This window comes from Shewanella sp. SM101 (assembly GCF_025654465.1).
Lineage (GTDB): Bacteria > Pseudomonadota > Gammaproteobacteria > Enterobacterales > Shewanellaceae > Shewanella > Shewanella oncorhynchi.
In genome coordinates this window covers 195,950-211,783 of record NZ_JAKKRH010000001.1, presented here as the reverse complement: position 1 = coordinate 211,783, position 15,834 = coordinate 195,950, and the positions used below count along the sequence as shown (strand labels likewise).

At 43.6% G+C, this 15,834-nt stretch carries 15 protein-coding genes and 2 pseudogenes; 12 read left to right on the top strand and 5 right to left on the bottom strand.

Annotation, left to right across the window (positions count from 1 at the left end; translation table 11 throughout):
- Positions 1–22: 22 nt before the first annotated feature.
- From L5M38_RS00930 to L5M38_RS00905, 6 genes are all read left to right on the top strand, one after another.
- The gene (locus tag L5M38_RS00930; RefSeq protein WP_014610882.1) at positions 23–577 is read left to right on the top strand and encodes a hypothetical protein; all 555 of its coding nucleotides are present in this window, start codon (positions 23–25) and stop codon (positions 575–577) included.
- 208 nt (positions 578–785) lie between these two features.
- The gene (locus L5M38_RS00925) at positions 786–1,079 is read left to right on the top strand and encodes a DUF1778 domain-containing protein (protein WP_014610881.1); all 294 of its coding nucleotides are present in this window, start codon (positions 786–788) and stop codon (positions 1,077–1,079) included.
- The gene (locus tag L5M38_RS00920; RefSeq protein WP_014610880.1) at positions 1,060–1,569 is read left to right on the top strand and encodes a GNAT family N-acetyltransferase; all 510 of its coding nucleotides are present in this window, start codon (positions 1,060–1,062) and stop codon (positions 1,567–1,569) included. The genes L5M38_RS00925 and L5M38_RS00920 overlap by 20 nt, the downstream gene beginning before the upstream one ends.
- Positions 1,570–2,077: 508 nt before the next feature.
- Positions 2,078–2,212, top strand: coding sequence for a hypothetical protein (locus L5M38_RS00915; RefSeq protein ID WP_014610879.1), 135 nt, complete (start codon positions 2,078–2,080; stop codon positions 2,210–2,212).
- A gap of 168 nt (positions 2,213–2,380) precedes the next feature.
- A complete protein-coding gene (locus tag L5M38_RS00910; protein WP_263178077.1) occupies positions 2,381–3,592 on the top strand; it encodes an NnrS family protein in 1,212 nt (403 codons plus the stop codon).
- Positions 3,576–4,985 (top strand): ammonia-forming cytochrome c nitrite reductase subunit c552, encoded by a 1,410-nt coding sequence (locus L5M38_RS00905; RefSeq protein WP_014610877.1) that lies wholly within the window; start codon positions 3,576–3,578, stop codon positions 4,983–4,985. The genes L5M38_RS00910 and L5M38_RS00905 overlap by 17 nt, the downstream gene beginning before the upstream one ends.
- A gap of 159 nt (positions 4,986–5,144) precedes the next feature.
- On the opposite strand, the pseudogene L5M38_RS00900 reads toward L5M38_RS00905, so the two are convergent.
- Positions 5,145–6,088 (bottom strand): annotated as a pseudogene (locus L5M38_RS00900) (transposase).
- 123 nt (positions 6,089–6,211) lie between these two features.
- Here L5M38_RS00900 and L5M38_RS24465 point away from each other — a divergent pair.
- Together L5M38_RS24465 and L5M38_RS24460 are read left to right on the top strand one after the other, a co-directional pair.
- A pseudogene (locus L5M38_RS24465) lies at positions 6,212–6,448 on the top strand (NAD-dependent epimerase/dehydratase family protein); the annotation flags it as partial.
- Positions 6,449–6,463: 15 nt separating this feature from the next.
- Positions 6,464–6,691 carry a GIY-YIG nuclease family protein gene (locus L5M38_RS24460; protein WP_411028100.1) on the top strand — a complete coding sequence of 76 codons (228 nt, stop codon included), beginning with the start codon at positions 6,464–6,466 and terminating at the stop codon, positions 6,689–6,691.
- Between the two features lie 172 nt (positions 6,692–6,863).
- On the opposite strand, the gene L5M38_RS00890 is transcribed toward L5M38_RS24460, so the two are convergent.
- Complete coding sequence (locus L5M38_RS00890; protein WP_232005158.1) at positions 6,864–7,496, bottom strand: HutD family protein; 633 nt, start codon at positions 7,494–7,496, stop codon at positions 6,864–6,866.
- 8 nt (positions 7,497–7,504) lie between these two features.
- Complete coding sequence (locus L5M38_RS00885; protein WP_263178076.1) at positions 7,505–7,945, bottom strand: copper resistance protein NlpE; 441 nt, start codon at positions 7,943–7,945, stop codon at positions 7,505–7,507.
- Positions 7,946–8,362: 417 nt separating this feature from the next.
- Between L5M38_RS00885 and L5M38_RS00880 the strand changes: the two genes are divergently transcribed.
- The 4 genes from L5M38_RS00880 (at position 8,363) to L5M38_RS00865 (ending at position 12,592) form a co-directional block, all read left to right on the top strand.
- Entirely contained in the window at positions 8,363–9,724 is a 1,362-nt protein-coding gene (locus L5M38_RS00880) for a sensor histidine kinase (RefSeq protein ID WP_086904477.1), read from the top strand.
- Positions 9,725–10,047: 323 nt separating this feature from the next.
- Positions 10,048–10,938, top strand: coding sequence for a glucose-1-phosphate thymidylyltransferase RfbA (rfbA, locus tag L5M38_RS00875; protein WP_115014267.1), 891 nt, complete (start codon positions 10,048–10,050; stop codon positions 10,936–10,938).
- The gene (gene rfbC / locus L5M38_RS00870; protein WP_263178063.1) at positions 10,925–11,464 is read left to right on the top strand and encodes a dTDP-4-dehydrorhamnose 3,5-epimerase; all 540 of its coding nucleotides are present in this window, start codon (positions 10,925–10,927) and stop codon (positions 11,462–11,464) included. The genes rfbA and rfbC overlap by 14 nt, the downstream gene beginning before the upstream one ends.
- Positions 11,465–11,497: 33 nt before the next feature.
- Complete coding sequence (locus tag L5M38_RS00865) at positions 11,498–12,592, top strand: NADH:flavin oxidoreductase/NADH oxidase (RefSeq protein WP_263178062.1); 1,095 nt, start codon at positions 11,498–11,500, stop codon at positions 12,590–12,592.
- Between the two features lie 108 nt (positions 12,593–12,700).
- On the opposite strand, the gene L5M38_RS00860 is transcribed toward L5M38_RS00865, so the two are convergent.
- Positions 12,701–15,046 (bottom strand): YjbH domain-containing protein, encoded by a 2,346-nt coding sequence (locus L5M38_RS00860; RefSeq protein ID WP_263178060.1) that lies wholly within the window; start codon positions 15,044–15,046, stop codon positions 12,701–12,703.
- Entirely contained in the window at positions 15,046–15,831 is a 786-nt protein-coding gene (locus L5M38_RS00855; RefSeq protein WP_263166600.1) for a capsule biosynthesis GfcC family protein, read from the bottom strand. The genes L5M38_RS00860 and L5M38_RS00855 overlap by 1 nt, the downstream gene beginning before the upstream one ends.
- Positions 15,832–15,834: the final 3 nt, after the last annotated feature.

Here is a 15,834-nt window from a genome sequence, read left to right as displayed (position 1 = left end):
GAGTCATTAAGGAAGGGGGTTTATGATTATTCGTCCTGCAAAACAAAGAACTAAATGTTTCTATTGTGAGGAAATTGGCACTTTTGCTGTTAGTCAAAAATCAACATTTTACCCAACTCATGTGTGTCAGAAACACCACGATAGCATCCTATACCCAGCGAGGATTATTTACACTTCACACGCTCATCGGAAAGACAATAAACCTATCTCCAATGTTAGATTTATAATGTTTTTCAGGCAGGTTGCAGTAATGACCGAAGGTGGATTAAAGGAACTTGGTTACGCTGGCAGAAGTCGATCCCATTGCACTATCGTACCAGACGAAAGAAGTGCTGTAGATTTTCTTTTAGAAAATCCACCCATAAATGCAGATGGTAAATTGTTTCGAATCGCCAAAGGTAGAGAGGGCAAGAAGTTGTACGAAGCATGTAGTAATCCCCGTATTCTAAAAATATCAAACTCTTTGCAGAGTCCGAGCATAAGAACTATCTCTGCCGAGGGTGCATTTCAAAAGCTAACAAAATCAAAAAAGCAGAACATCCGATGGTTGGGCGGTAACACCATAGCAATATTTTAGCCTTTTGGTAGGCGCTTTTTGGAACAACCTGAATTAAGGTGCCATTTTGTCAACTTTATTGATATTTGTTAATGATAATGGTAGTATGGTAAATGAGGTTATGCCTCATATTTCACCGCAATATGTTCCGCTAGTTCAGCACAGAGTGCCAGAATAGTGGCTATTAAAAGTGAACGCATCCGTTGATGCTAAATTAGGAAATAGGCAGATGAAAAGTATGACAAATGAACGCATTACCACTCGTGTAAGCATTGAGTCAAAAGAGCTGTTAGAGAAAGCGGCTGCGCTTGCTGGTTATGCCAGTATTAACAGCTTTATTGCGAATACAATGATTTCAGAAGCGAAAAGATTGATCACACAAGAGCATTTTCTGGTGTTATCAAAAAATGATGCTTTAGCTTTTGTGAACGCTTTAGATGCACCCGTTAAAAGTAACAGTCGGTTTCTTAATGCCGCGCGCAAGCATAAGGAAACGGTAAACAATGAAAGTTACCCCATTTGATAAAAATAAGCATGACCGTAAGGGTTTTGATTGTGGGAATACAGAGCTAAACAACTACCTGAAATGTATTTCAGGTCAGCATGAAAAGAAAGATATTTCAAGGACATATGTTCTTACTTCTGAGTTAAATCCTTCACATATAAAAGGTTATTACTCTATTGCTGTAGCTCAGGTATCTCTTAGCGAGTTACCAACCGAAATAGCTAAAAAATATCCATCTGAAATAACGTGCAGCTTGATAGGTCGAATGGCTGTTAACCATACCTGTCAAAGACAAGGGCTTGGTTCAATATTGCTTATAGATGCAATCAAACGAATTATCCACGCTTCCAGTGCAATTCCTATCCCTATGATTATTGTACAAGCAAAGAACGAAGATGCTAGACGTTTTTATAGTGAGTTTGGTTTTGTATCTTTTCCTGATAATTATTTGAAACTTATGATGACACTAGCCCATGCTAAAGCGATGTTGAAAGAAGCCGAGCATTAAAAAATGAGCAAAACAATTTAGATAAATGTGCGGCATTCACTCAAAGCGCTTTTCAATTGAGCGGTATTCGCTCGTAATTGTTTTGGGGTTTTATTTCTGAGTGCTAGGAAACATTTTATCTGTTTCAAGTATTGATGAAGCCAATTCATTTGCAGAAACAATTGACCATGTTGAATTGCACTGTCCCGCGATAACCATTGGAGTGAACCCTAGTTACCTTGCTGATGCCCTTGCAAAACAAGGGGGCGACACAGTAACTTTTTACTTCAACCAGTCAACAGCGATTTTGATCACTTGTGACATACATGAATTGATCACTCTAGTCATGCCCGTTCGTTGTTGATTTTAACTGATCAGAGCAATTGATAAAGCCTATAAAACATAGGCTTTATTGTTTTGCATTTTGGTTTGATTTGGTTACTGAATAAGTATAACGGTGGGTCGCCTTGAACACTGTTAATTGCTCGAAATTGAATCAAATGCTAAAATCTAAGGTAAGGACATCCTTATGAGTAACTACATAGTGTCACCTGAAACGTTTATTTTGTATTCATTAGCTGGTTTTTCTGTTGCGACTTTAATGCTCGTAGCAGTAGGTTGTTTCGCCATCAGGCAAGATAAAAACAAACAACCTAATAAATAACACAGTTATAAACAACTTACCCTTGAGGGACACTCCCTCAAGGGCGTGTGTTCCTCTAAATTTAGAGAGAAACACACGAACAATGATGCTTGGCCACATGGCATTAGTTCAATATCTCCAGAACTTCCCAATGCGTCTTATCTGTCGTCTGCAACTAGGGTGAAAACTATGCTAAATATTGATGATCCTACACAAACCGAACGAGCTCATGCGTTATGGCGACTAGGCTTTAGACCTTTTTTTCTTGGGGGAGCAATATTAGCTGCGTTATATATCCCTTTGTGGTTACTAACTTGGTTTACTCCTCAATATAGTTTTTTTCCTTCATCTTTTTGGAGTAAAGTATTGCCCCTATGGTGGCATCCACATGAAATGTTGTTCGGTTTTGCAATCGCAATTGTCTGTGGTTTTTTACTTACTGCGGTTCAAAATTGGACAAATCAACCCACATTAAAGGGATGGCCACTTGCGTTGACCTTTAGTTGCTGGTTGCTGGCACGATTATTACTGTTACTCCCTATTCAAGTTCCACTAATTTTGCCGGCATTATTTGATTCATTGTTCCTTGGTATGGCAAGCCTTACCCTATGGCGCTGCATTTATAAGGTGAAGCAATGGCGCAATATTGGTTTTCCGATTATGTTGTTTGCAGCACTCGTGATTAACAATGTCAGCTATTACGCTTTATTTGAACGCGACTTCATCCTTGCTAATCAAATTTGGCAGGCCATGTTATGGTGGTTAGCCTTACTTATCACCATAGTTGGTGGGCGTGTCATTCCATTCTTTACCGCGATGCGCATTAAGGCCACTAAAGCAGATCCCTTAACTTGGGTTGAATACCCGCTGATCCTGACGATGATCTTGCTCGTCATTCAATCACTCATCCACCTTATACCTCAGGAAGTCGAGCGAGGCTTACTACTCATTACAGGGCTCTTGCATCTAGTCCGATTTGTACGCTGGTTACCCCATAAAACACTGACGGAACCTATGCTGTGGTCCTTGCATCTTGCCTATTTAATGTTGCCACTTAGCCTGTTAGCCATGAGTTGGTATCTCGATAATGAATATGCCTATCGCAGCCTGCTTCACCTATTTGCTATTGGTTGTATGGCTACCCTGTGTCTTTCGATGATCTCCAGAGTGTCACTCGGACACACGAGCCGAAATATTTATGAAGGCCCGAAAATGATTTTGGCATTTATCTGCCTACCATTAGCGGCACTGCTCAGGGCATTGATGCCCATCTGGTTTCCGGCCCACTCCCAAGTATGGTTATGGTTGGCTGGCACTTGCTGGTTTATCGCATTTGCACTGTTTGTATGGCACTATTTGCCAATACTCTCTCGCCCCCGTATTGATGGGCGCCCAGGTTAATATTGATGTTCTGACAAAAGGATACAAAGTGAAAATTTATTTAAAAACAGTCATATTACTCAAGCTGATTGGCTTTCTCGTTATTGCTACATGCACATCTGTAGCGGCTTCTGATACCAGCAATCAACAAAAATATCCTAATCAATATCAATCTTGGCAAGCCACATCTGAACAAGTTGAGCGCGAGGATATGCTCGCAAATTATCCTGCCAGTATCATACTCTGGGCAGGATCTTCCTATGCAAAAGAGTACCATAGCCCACGGGGACACCATTTCGCCGTTGCCGATGTGACACAGACTTTACGTACAGGAGTGCCCCCTAAAGCAGGAGAGAAGGGCTTATCCGCCAGTTGCTGGACCTGTAAAACACCTGATGCGCCCAGATTGATAGAACAATTGGGATTTGAAGGGTACTCTGCCAAAAACTTTACCGATTTGGGCAAAGAGATCCAAAGTGTCGTCTATTGCAGCGATTGCCATGAGTCTGGTACACAGAAATTAGCCTTACCTCGCCCACATGCTCAAGATGCAATGGCCAAAGTTCACTTGCCATTCGATAAACAAGATAAAAATATGCAAGGCGCACAGGTGTGCGGTCAGTGTCATGTGACTTATTATTTCCGTCCAGAAAAAAGTAATGTCGTTAATATTCCTTGGATTTTTGGTAGTACCGCCGATGATATTGAAAAATATTACGACACTCGCCGCTTTTTTGAATGGATCCACCCCATTTCAAAAACGCCCATACTCAAAGCACGTCATCCTGAGTTTGAGCACTGGAGTCGTAGTAAACACGCCGAAGTCGGTGTCACTTGCATTACTTGCCATATGCCAACCCAGCAGGATGCAAAAGGTGTTGAATTTACGAGCCATAAAGTTGATAAAGCCTTACCGCATTTTGATAGTAGCTGCAGCGGCTGCCATAGCAGCAAAACCAAAATCGAAACTAAACTCGCGGCGAATAAGTTAACTATTGAAACAAAAGCCCGCGAAGTGGAAGCTTTACTCGTCAAGGCTCATTACGAAGCCAAAGCAGCATGGGATGCCGGTGCTAAATGGGAGAATATGAATGAGCCCATTATGGCGATACGACACAGTCAGTGGCGCTGGGACTTTGCCATGTCTTCACATGGTTTGTATGCACATAATCCACAAGAAGGTAAGCAGCTTTTAGATAAAGCCATTGAACAAGCGAACGAAGCACGTCATCTGCTCGCTGGAATATTGAAGCAACTTAACGTTACTCAAGTTAGCTATCCAGATATCAGTACTAAGGAAAAGGCCCATCAAGCAATAGGGTTAGTAGAGACTGATTTAATTAAAGAAAAACAAAAGTTTATTCAGAATGATGTTAAGAAACACTGGCAACCAGTTAGTCAATATGGTTATTAGTGAGATTTAGTATTGCTAGTAGGGCGTTCGGAATTCAGCATCAGGCTAAAATTAAATGTCTAAGCATGCTGTCTAAACGCCCTTTAATGTATTAGTTCAGACTAGATCTGACACATCGTCTTCAAAATATGAGAGTTAGAGACTATAAAAGGCTATTTATTATAACGACACACGGTTGCTGTACATGAGCATAAACTGCCTCATGGCAGGCTTCCAATCTCGTAGTGGCATTGTCCACTTTTTAGCAATCTGGTGTAAAGCCAGATACAGCAACTTCAGCACCGCGTCATCACTCGGAAACGACCGCCTGGTCTTGGTCACCTGACGTAGGCTGGCATTGAGTGATTCGATGGCGTTGGTGGTGTAAATCACCTTGCGGATTTCCGGGGGACAGTCGAAGAAAACGCTAAGCCTTGTCCAGTTTTCGCGCCAAGATTTGCTGATACTTGGTTGCTGCTTATCCTACGTCTCGGCAAATTGCTTCAGGGCTAGTTCGATTTGCTGCAACGGCTTTACGCTCTTTCCAACTGACAAAGTGCAGGCTGTTGCGGATTTGAGGCACGATGCACAGCTGTACCTGCGTTTTAGGGTAAACCGCTTATATCGCATCCGGTAAGCCCTCAAGGCCATCAACGCAGGCGATCAAGATATCTTCTACACCGCGGTTTTTAACGAACAGCGCGAAATTCTCCGACCATAGCTTATGAGCCAAAGCTAATAAGTACTGCATTAGTTACTTGTGAGATAAAGGTCGGCGAGACTTCAACACCATAGGTTTCTTCAAAGTGGGCTTGGATATCACGGGTAGACATGCCTCTGGCGTAAAGCGAGACGATGCGCTAATCAAAGCCGCCGAGCTGTTTCTCGCCTTTCTTGATGAGCTTAGGCTCAAAGCTGCCATTTCGGTCTCGCAGTGGGTCAAGCTCAATGTCGCCGTGAATAGTGCGTACTGATTTACGGCTTTTACCGTTAAGGGAGTTGCCAGTATTTTTACCGGCCGCATCATGTTTGGCATAACCAAGATGCTGCTCCATCTCGGCTTCAAGAGCACGCTCAGCAAGCTTTTTAGTCAACTGCTTAAGGATACCTTGCTCACCAAGCAGGTCTTGAGGGGATTTGTAATCAGCTAATAACTAATCGATAAGCTGGTCTGATACTGGCATTCTTTTTTCCTTTCAAATACATGGATAGAATGCCACTTACACAGATCTTTTTATACTCTCACTTTTATTAATGCTTATATAGCTAATCGTGGGGCTATGGCTCAGTTATTTGAAACTGAGTAATTCGATCGTGTGATCCATCTTACTGCACAGGCAGGTGTGCGTTATTCGATAGAAAACCCTCACGTTTATGCGGATGCAAACCTTGTTGGTCACCTAAATATTCTTGTGGGATGTCATCAAACCAAAGTCAAACATTTAGTTTATGCATATTCTAGTTCAGTCTATGCAGTAACGAGTCATCTAGAGCAGCGGATATGGCAGCATAAAAACGCTATTATTGATGGATTTACCCATAAATATAAAGTTGATCAGTTAGTGTACTTTGAGTCTCATCAATCTATGTATGAGGCTATCACTAGAGAAAAACAGCTGAAAAAATGGCGTCGTGAATGGAACATTGAGCTGATTAATTCACAAAATCCAACGTGGCAAGATTTATGGTACACGGTAATATCTGGATCCCCGCGTCCGCGAGGATGAAAGTGTAAAGGGGGGAGGATGACGGTGTGAAAGCGAGGATGGCCGCCTAAGAGTGGCTAGGATGACAACGTAACAGAAATCGGCTTTTTCCGTAATCCGTCCTCCGTCAGCGCAGCGTTCCGTCAATTGTGAACTAAGCGTTCTGTTATCTAGGAAGGTTACTTTGCAATTTTTAGGACGTCCCTTTGTTCCTACTAAGGCTAATGCAGAGCCATTTGGTTGGATTATCACTTTTGAAATTGAGCGGTTCGCCAGGGGGGCAGAGCAATAAATCGTAGCGTTCAAGCTCAGTTAAATGGCCATTCTGGTCCCATATAACGGGTTCTAAACACAAGAGTAATTGCAGTGGCATGCAAACGTTTTGCTCCTGTGTTGTGTCGAGTGTGTTTTCGCTTGAATCAGAGATAAAAGTGTCGTTAATGCAGATTTTTTCGATATTGGAGCTATATTTGTCCCGTTTGGTCATAACATTGAAATCGAGAACTGGGTCATCCAGTAATTGGCTCTCAATTTGAGTTTCACCCTTAAAATTAAACGGGGCATTATTGGGGGTTAATAGGGTGCTGCTATTGAGGCTATCTCCTTGAATGTGCAGTTTGAGTCCTTCACCTTCGAGTAAGCATAGTTGCCTATCTATGCCGATAAATAGTGAGAAAGGGCCGCTGCTCGAAACGCTGGCTATGCTTATCCGATAATCAAAATCAGATAAATCCGCATGGCTTGGGGAAATCAGTAACTGTTTGGTACTGCCGCCGCCATTTTTCCATGTTGTTGATGGGCATTCCCGATAACGGATAAGTTGCATATTTTTTATCAACCTTTCTTCTTCAATACATAATGCTCGGCAAGTTCACCGGTAATGCGTTTGCCCTCAGTGTCTAGCATGATGAGTTGGTTTTCACCGACCAAATATTGACTACCATCCGCTAGGGTGATGTTGCGCCCTTGATCATCCCAAACTGCGGTGCCTGTTACTTTGAAAATCCGCTCATCTTTGCCTAAATAAACAGTCTTTAGCTCGAAGCTGTTATCTGCCCGCAGGCTGATATGGGTTTGGATCCCCTCACAGCTTGCACAGGGAACGACGCCTTCATATTCACCGGGCCAGTCGAGTACATTTTTGCTGGTATCGCCAAGGGAAATGCTGGCCGTTGCCTCGGTTTGTGCCGCCGTATTTGCACTTGGTTGTGCGGGCTCTGAGCAGGCGGTGGTGAACAGGGCTAAAAAGGTGATTGTTAAGAGTGATTTGTTCATACTCGATCCCATTTGTTGAGTAAAATTTAGCATGTCAGTTGTTATCATACTCGGCAAGGTGTATTGAGCAAAATTTCTCTTATTATCATGTTATAACAATGTGTTATTTGCACCTCGATTGTTTATTTAGCTGATGGAACTTGCCCTTGGTGAAGATAAATTGTTGAAGTGATTGCATGCTCTCGCTCTGATTTTTCACTCTAACGACTCATCATTTGAGTTGAATAATGGCACTTCACTCCTCGTTTCGTGTTTATGAATTGGCAATAGAGAACAAAATTTAATCTCGAAATGTCAACATGGCCTCGTCACTTCCTAGATTGAATCTATACTAAAATCTATCTCTTAGCGCTTGGGAGGTGGGCTTGTGGCGTTATCCAAAAACAATACAGAATCTTTAGGTGGATCAATATCATTATGACGCGCATGTTAGACAGAATTCTATTCGATGTGAGTAAGTCCCAGGTGATCGATCAGGGGGATTTAACACAGGCATCGCAGTTGATTGTGTCATCCGTCTGCAAGGGACTTAATATTTCCCGCGCCGGGATCTGGCTGTGGAGTGAAGATCACCAAAGTATTCAGTGTTTTTTCCTGCTCGATAATGCGCGCGTGCAGGAGCCATTAGTCATAACCCGCAGCCAATATCCTCATTATTTCAGCTTGCTAGATAACGAACGCACTATCGTTGCTAATCACGCGCAAACGGATCTTGCTACCCATGAGTTTTTGGCTGGGTATTTGCAGCCAAATCACATCACCTCAATGCTCGATAGCCCAATACGACGCAGTGGCAAGATGGTTGGGATTATTTGCTCTGAACATCAAGGCACACCCCGTGAATGGACTCGGGATGAAAAAGCATTTGCTTCCGCGCTAGCCGATTTGTTTGCACGTGCAATGAGTGCGAAGGAAATTTTTGATTATCAACAACAACTAAAGGCCATCAATGCGGATCTTGAAAGCCAAGTTGAACATAGAACAAAAGAATTAGAGGCGGCATTAGCTAACCTGAGTGCGACCCAAAACCACCTCGTCGAGAATGAAAAAATGGCGGCACTGGGAAGCTTAGTCGCTGGGGTCGCCCATGAGGTCAATACACCATTGGGGATAGCGGTGACGTCGGTAACCCATTGTTTAGATGAACTGGCGTTATTGAAGGGATTTTTTGAGCGTAATGAACTGGATGAAGATAAGTTTTTAAGTTTTATTAATACTATGCAAGATGGATTAGGGTTAATTGAACGCAATCTTTCACGGGCGGCTGAGTTAGTGCATAACTTTAAACGTACGGCGGCCGATCAGTCCGTTCTGGAGCGTGAACGCTTTAATCTAAAGACCTATATATTCCAAATTTTTAGCTCGTTAAGACCTTTAATGCGTAAGAAAAACATTACCTTAACCGTTGAGTTAGATGATAATATTTTTATCGACTCTTATCCCGGTGCAATTGCGCAAATATTTACTAACTTAGTGGCTAATAGTTTTCGCCATGGTTTTCCTGATGATTTTACTGGAGATAAAGCAATCACTATTCGGGTTGACAAGCTCAATGAACAAATTCGAATGATGTATCAGGATAACGGTGTGGGTATGTCCGATGAGGTTAAGGCGAAGGCGTTTGAGCCCTTTTTCACTACCGCGCGTAAGGAAGGCGGCACTGGGCTGGGTATGTCCATTATTTATAATCTGGTGACGCAGAAATTAAATGGCAGTATTTTGCTGACTTCCTCTCCCAATCAAGGCGTAAAAGTCGAAATTCAGATCCCCGAGCGGTAAAGAGGACACTCGCTGGCTCGCTCTAGAACACCGCTGTGTGGCTATAGACTCTAGCAGCGAAGCGCTCTAGTTTCTACGAACGCCGCTGTGCGGCTACGGAATGTCACTGCGTGACTGACTGTTTACAGAACGGGCTTCGCCCTGACGGAGAGTGAGCTTGCGAGCGTTCGGTAATCCGTCAATCGTAAACGAAGTGTTCTGTAATCCAGGACACTGCTTCGCAATTTCTAGCACCTAGCAAGCCTTTGGCCGGTCTGCTTTTCCCTGCGTTTGTATGCTACACTCTTTGCACTTTAGTTGATTCACTAATCCTAGATATATCAATGAGAAAAGGCATTTTACTGGCGGGGGGCACTGGCTCTCGGCTCTATCCTATGACGCAGGTTGTGTGTAAGCAACTGCTGCCAATCTATGATAAACCTATGATTTATTATCCCCTTGTCACCCTAATGCAGGCTGACATTCGGGAGATATTGATCATTTGCACTCCCCATGATTTGCCGCTTTTTCGTGCCCTGTTAGGGGATGGTACCCGTTGGGGGATTCGGCTCGAGTATGCCGAGCAGTCGTCACCAAAGGGTTTGGCTGAGGCATTAATCATTGCCGAGTCTTTTTTAGCGGGTGATGCATGTGCGCTTATCTTAGGTGATAACTTATTTTACGGTCAGCATCTTAGCGCTAACCTACAAAAAGCATTACAAATGCAATCGGGTGCGACTATCTTTGGCTATCATGTGGCGAATCCTAATGCCTATGGCGTGGTTGAATTTGATGATTCAGGAAAGGCCATTTCAATTGAAGAGAAACCCTTAGCGGCGCGGTCTTCCTACGCGATTCCCGGATTGTATTTTTTTGATAGTCGAGCCTGTGATTTTGCTAAGAGTGTGCATCCTTCGGCGCGGGGAGAGTTGGAAATTGTCGATGTGATCAGCCGATATTTGAGTTTAGGTGAACTACAAGTAGAGATTATGGGTCGAGGAACCGCCTGGCTTGATACTGGGACACCCGACGCTATGGCTGAGGCAACACAATTTATTGCCGCGATTGAAAAACGGCAAGGGCTCAAAATCAATTGCCCTGAAGAAACAGCATTTTATCTAGGCTGGATTGATGCTGTACAGCTACAAGCCTTGGCGCACCCTTTATTGAAAAGTGGTTATGGTGAGTATTTGTTAGGACTGCTTAATAAACAGGTATTTAATGAAGTGTATTGAAACTGAGCTAGCTGAGGTGCTGGTATTTGAGCCCCAGGTATTTGGCGATGAACGCGGCTTTTTTATGGAAACCTTTAGGCAATCTTATTTTGACGATTGCCTTGCCAATCGAGGACTCCCAGCCGCTGTTTTTGTTCAAGATAATCACAGCCGATCACAGCAAAATGTTCTACGGGGATTACATTATCAATTGCTGCAACCCCAAGGGAAACTTGTGCGAGTGTGTGCGGGAAGTATTTTCGATGTTGCCGTGGATATTCGTGAAAATTCATCGACCTATGGGAAATGGGTCGGTCGAATATTATCGGCCGATAATCATTTACAGATGTGGATCCCACCTGGTTTTGCCCACGGTTTTTACGTGCTGAGTGATTATGCCGATGTGATTTACCGTTGCACCGATTATTACGCGCCGCAGGATGAATATGTGCTTGCTTGGGACCATGCCGACTTTGCCATCGATTGGCCCTTTCTAGCTGCACCTATTTTATCGACGCGGGATAGCGACGCCAGCGCCGCATCATAAAACCAATCAGGCTTTGTATTAGAAGGAATGACAATGAGCTTATTATTTTCGCCTTTGACCTTAGGTCAACTCGAGTTAGCAAACCGGATTATTATTGCGCCTATGTGCCAGTATTCGGCGGAAAACGGTCAAGCAACCGATTGGCATACGATTCACTTAGGCAGCATGGCGTTATCGGGAGCGGGAATGCTCATTTTAGAGGCGACTGCTGTTTTGCCCAATGGCCGGATCTCCTATGCAGATTTAGGCCTGTGGGATGACAAAACGGAAGCGGCCTTAGATAAAACACTCAAATCTATCCGCAAGTATTCAAATATGCCGATGGCGATACAACTTGCCCATGCGGGGCGTAAAGCATCAACTCGAAAACCTTGGGAAGGTGGCGGCACTATTGCACCCGATGAACATAATGGTTGGCAGACGATAGCGCCTTCCGCGCAGGCTTTTAACGAAGGCACAGCATTACCGAGTGCGATGACATTGGATGAAATTGATGAGCTTATATTGGCATTTGTCAGTTCGGCGCAACGTGCCGAACGATTAGGGCTTGATGCGATTGAACTCCATGCTGCTCACGGTTATTTACTTCATCAATTTTTATCCCCATTATCGAATCAACGCATTGACCAATATGGTGGCAGTTTAGAAAATCGTTTGAGCTTATTGTTGGCCGTGTTCGATGCAATTAAAGCAGTGATATCGCCTAAGATGGCACTCGGTGTGCGGATATCAGCGACTGATTGGGTTGATGGCGGTTGGGATTTAACCCAAAGCCTAGTATTGGCAAAAGCATTAGAGGCCCGAGGCTGTGATTTTATCCATGTGAGTACAGGTGGATTAAGTCCGCTACAACAAATCCCTGTTGCAGAACACTTTCAAGTGCCTTTTGCCGAAGCCATTAAAGCTGAGGTAAACACACCTGTGATTGCCGTGGGATTAATTACGGATGCCAATAAAGCAGAAACGATTCTGACACACGGGCAGGCTGATGCTATTGCACTTGCTCGCACTATGCTCTATGACCCACATTGGCCTTGGCATGCGGCAGCAATATTAGGTGCAACTGTGAAAGCGCCGCCACAGTACTTACGTTCATCGCCACATGGAATTAAATCGCCAATAAAGTAGTGAGCTAATTTGGCAGTGCAGATTTTACTATTGTAAGTTAGTCCTAATGGCAGAAAACAAAACGGGCAAGAATTATCTTGCCCGTTTTGAGGTTTTACTGCGTACTAATTATTTAATGGGGTCAACACTGGGTCTGGTATACCAAGGCGCACGTGCATCAGTTACATCGAACAAGTTGTACTTACGGCCAAGCATTTGACCGCCGTCGCGGGTCAACGGCATCCATGATAGGAAAGCACGACTATGGGTAGACTTAACCGTCATTAGATCGAATGGGATTGAAATATAGAATCCCTTGGTAAAGCTTCCCTCACCGTATTCATCTGCCGATAGATTAGTTTTAGTCGCAAATGCGCCGACGATAACACCACTATCAAACTGTTTAGAGAAATCAACCGTCACGCCTTTGTCCTCGGTGAGGTATTGTCCTGCACTGATTCTGAGTAAGGTATTAGGAAACCACTCCGGTTGGTAATAAGCCGTTGCATGTCCAGTCACTACGCCAGTCTGAACTCGATAGGCACGATTGGTGAGAGGGTCAAATTGATTTTCATCCTTAAAGAACCCAAACATACTATCGGGATCTCGCTGCTTAGCATAGTTAACATCGAACCCAAAGGCCCATTGACTATTAAGTGGGCGATATAGGAACTCAGTACCAACACCGCCATACATCATCTCTAAATAGCCACCATAGGCTTGATAGGAAATATTATCGCTAAGATTGTCCATCCAAGTGAGTTGCAGGTTATTAACTCTCACTGGGTTATCGTGAACATATTGACGGATTAAGGTTCTTACGCGTTTTAAGTCGGTGCCGTCTGGTGGCACGTCATATAAAAACTTATCGTAGTTATCGTATAAATTAAGGTAGAGAGAACCGCCAAATTCGAAGTTATCGGTAAATCGATAGTTGGCACTACCTGTAACACCGATATTAAACATGTAGAAGCCTTCCGAACCACCGAAGGATTGCACCATAGTTGGTGAAATATCAAAGCCAAGCTTGTCTAACCAATTTTTGTCTGAGTGTGTGACTAGTTGGCCTTGAGGTAATGAAGGGACACTGACTTGACTTGCGTCTGTAATCTTCGCATTCAGATAGCCAAAACTCGCTACTTGCGCAAATTTTTCCGCATTAATACGAGTTTCGGTAATTGGCTGGCTATAGTGAGTTTCAATCAAGCGATACTCTTTGATTCGAGTTAGATCGCTACTGTTGGCGAGTATGGTTGCCGCCCTTTGATGGGCTTCATTTCTATCTCGAAACTTAGTTTGCTCACCAATGACAGTGATGCTGTCAGAGTCGAGGTAAATTTTAGGATTGTTATAGCCCGCAATGGATTGTAGATCCTGTGCTACTTTCGACCAGTTAATTGCTGTTTCTAACATGCCCTCTTGTGGCTGTATTAAATGAACGTCAGCGATTTCTTTTGTGGTATCTAAGGTGGCGCTGGCTATTGCAGGCGTTTGTTCAGAAGAATTAACACTATCTAATGGCGTATTGGTTGTTTGCACATGTGTTAACGGTGCCGCAGGAATTGGCTTATATTTCGCTGCAGCAGGATCGCGTTTAATCTGTGTTAACTCATTAAAATTCGTTTGTAGGCTAAAACCAAGCGTCCAAGTGTTTCCGCGCTCATAGCTTAAGTGCAGATCTCCCCAGTCTCCGAACCGATATAATAGGCCATAGTTAAATTTGCTGTCCTGTGGCATAGCAATACCGCCGCGAACAACTGGAAAGTCGGATTGGTAGTCGTTACCATCGTATTCGACTTTGACGCGTAGTGGGTCCCAAGGCGTTTGATATTCGACACCGCCGAAGAGGGCCGCACAACCTTTAAACCAACGTTGATAATCAACTGTGCCACCTTTACCACCATAGGACGTATCTCGATCGCAGTTATAGTTGAGATCTTTTTTATCCGATGTCAGGTTGCCGCTATTACCGATATATCCCCAGCCAATACCTAAGGTGAAATCTAACGGCCCAACTCGTTTAGTCGCCGCAATAAACTCAGCATCGAATAATCCGGTGCCACCAAAGTCGCGGACACCAATCGAGGTTTCTGGTAGCCAGTTGCTTTCTTCAAGTAGACGGACTTTAAAGTCTATGCCCTTATCCGTGTATTTTGTGTTTCCACTAAAACTGGGGTCGCTACTATAGAGTAAGTCTTGTACTTGGGTATAACGAACTGTGGTTTCAAACCAAGGGAAAAGTTGTACAGAGGCCGTAAAGTGTTGGTATTCGTCGTTATAGCTAGTGGCAAAATTAAACTCGCCTTCAGGTGCCATACGCCCCGTTGGCATCTGCATTAAACCAACACCGCCAAAATCTGATTGCGAGGCTAAGAGTGTGGGATAGCTAAATTCATCGGCAGTCGCATGTAATAGTGGCAAAAGTGCCAAAGATAGTGCGGATAGACGACCTAAAGAATGGAGAGAGTTTTTCATTACAGAGCCCGATTCCTGAGTAATTCAATCATGTTTTCATTCAAACTCGTGTCGTCACCAAAGCCGCTTGAAAACTCAACGTAAAGTGTTGCCCCAGGTGCAATATCCTGAGTCTGATGGTTCCAATAGGCGATAGGTTGTTTTATTGCCTGTCCATCGGGTTGAATTATCCATATAAAACTAGTTTCAGCATTATCGAGTATGCCTGCTTGCTTGAGGTAATCTTTGCTACTTAGTTGATTCTGCCATGTAAAACTCCCCGTTTGAGCCACTGCACCAAGTACCGTGACGGTTGTTGGACGAGGCGGTAAAACTAATAGAAAACGACCATTAATCAGCGCATTATACGAATCATTAATTCGAATAACATCAACATCCAGTGGTTGTATTACACGTTGTCCAAGTTTTAAGTTGCGAATGAATTGTGCAAGTTTAGCTAGCTTGGCGATGTAAGCACTGTCGTCTTTAGCTTCGCCCATTTTGGATAGTAGGGTTAAGACTTGCTGGCGTTTAGTCTCTAATACGGCGGTATTCTCAATATCGAGTAATGCTGCACCTAACCAATAAATAGGCACGACTTCATTTTGATTGGTCTTATTATATTTTGGAAGTTGGACTAATCCATCTTGCACTATTTGCTCAATACGCACTGCTGCAGGATAGTTCAGTTGAACCTGAGCATCTTGATTTATTGATGTGCTGATGAATAGCTGAGTTTCAGCCTGAACAGTTGTCGTTAATACCGAACTAAGTACAAGTGCCAATGGCGCTATGTAATATCTCATAAT

Excerpts from the sequence above, each read along its gene's own strand:
- L5M38_RS00920 (WP_014610880.1), top strand. The coding sequence starts at position 1,060 with ATGAAAGTTACCCCATTTGATAAAAATAAGCATGACCGTAAGGGTTTT.
- L5M38_RS00890 (WP_232005158.1), bottom strand. The coding sequence starts at position 7,496 with ATGCAACTTATCCGTTATCGGGAATGCCCATCAACAACATGGAAAAAT.
- L5M38_RS00885 (WP_263178076.1), bottom strand. The coding sequence starts at position 7,945 with ATGAACAAATCACTCTTAACAATCACCTTTTTAGCCCTGTTCACCACC.
- L5M38_RS00910 (WP_263178077.1), top strand. The coding sequence starts at position 2,381 with ATGCTAAATATTGATGATCCTACACAAACCGAACGAGCTCATGCGTTA.
- L5M38_RS00905 (WP_014610877.1), top strand. The coding sequence starts at position 3,576 with ATGGGCGCCCAGGTTAATATTGATGTTCTGACAAAAGGATACAAAGTG.
- L5M38_RS00880 (WP_086904477.1), top strand. The coding sequence starts at position 8,363 with ATGACGCGCATGTTAGACAGAATTCTATTCGATGTGAGTAAGTCCCAG.
- L5M38_RS00915 (WP_014610879.1), top strand. The coding sequence starts at position 2,078 with ATGAGTAACTACATAGTGTCACCTGAAACGTTTATTTTGTATTCATTA.
- L5M38_RS00860 (WP_263178060.1), bottom strand. The coding sequence starts at position 15,046 with ATGAAAAACTCTCTCCATTCTTTAGGTCGTCTATCCGCACTATCTTTG.
- rfbC (WP_263178063.1), top strand. The coding sequence starts at position 10,925 with ATGAAGTGTATTGAAACTGAGCTAGCTGAGGTGCTGGTATTTGAGCCC.
- L5M38_RS00855 (WP_263166600.1), bottom strand. The coding sequence starts at position 15,831 with ATGAGATATTACATAGCGCCATTGGCACTTGTACTTAGTTCGGTATTA.
- L5M38_RS00865 (WP_263178062.1), top strand. The coding sequence starts at position 11,498 with ATGAGCTTATTATTTTCGCCTTTGACCTTAGGTCAACTCGAGTTAGCA.
- L5M38_RS00925 (WP_014610881.1), top strand. The coding sequence starts at position 786 with ATGAAAAGTATGACAAATGAACGCATTACCACTCGTGTAAGCATTGAG.
- rfbA (WP_115014267.1), top strand. The coding sequence starts at position 10,048 with ATGAGAAAAGGCATTTTACTGGCGGGGGGCACTGGCTCTCGGCTCTAT.
- L5M38_RS00930 (WP_014610882.1), top strand. The coding sequence starts at position 23 with ATGATTATTCGTCCTGCAAAACAAAGAACTAAATGTTTCTATTGTGAG.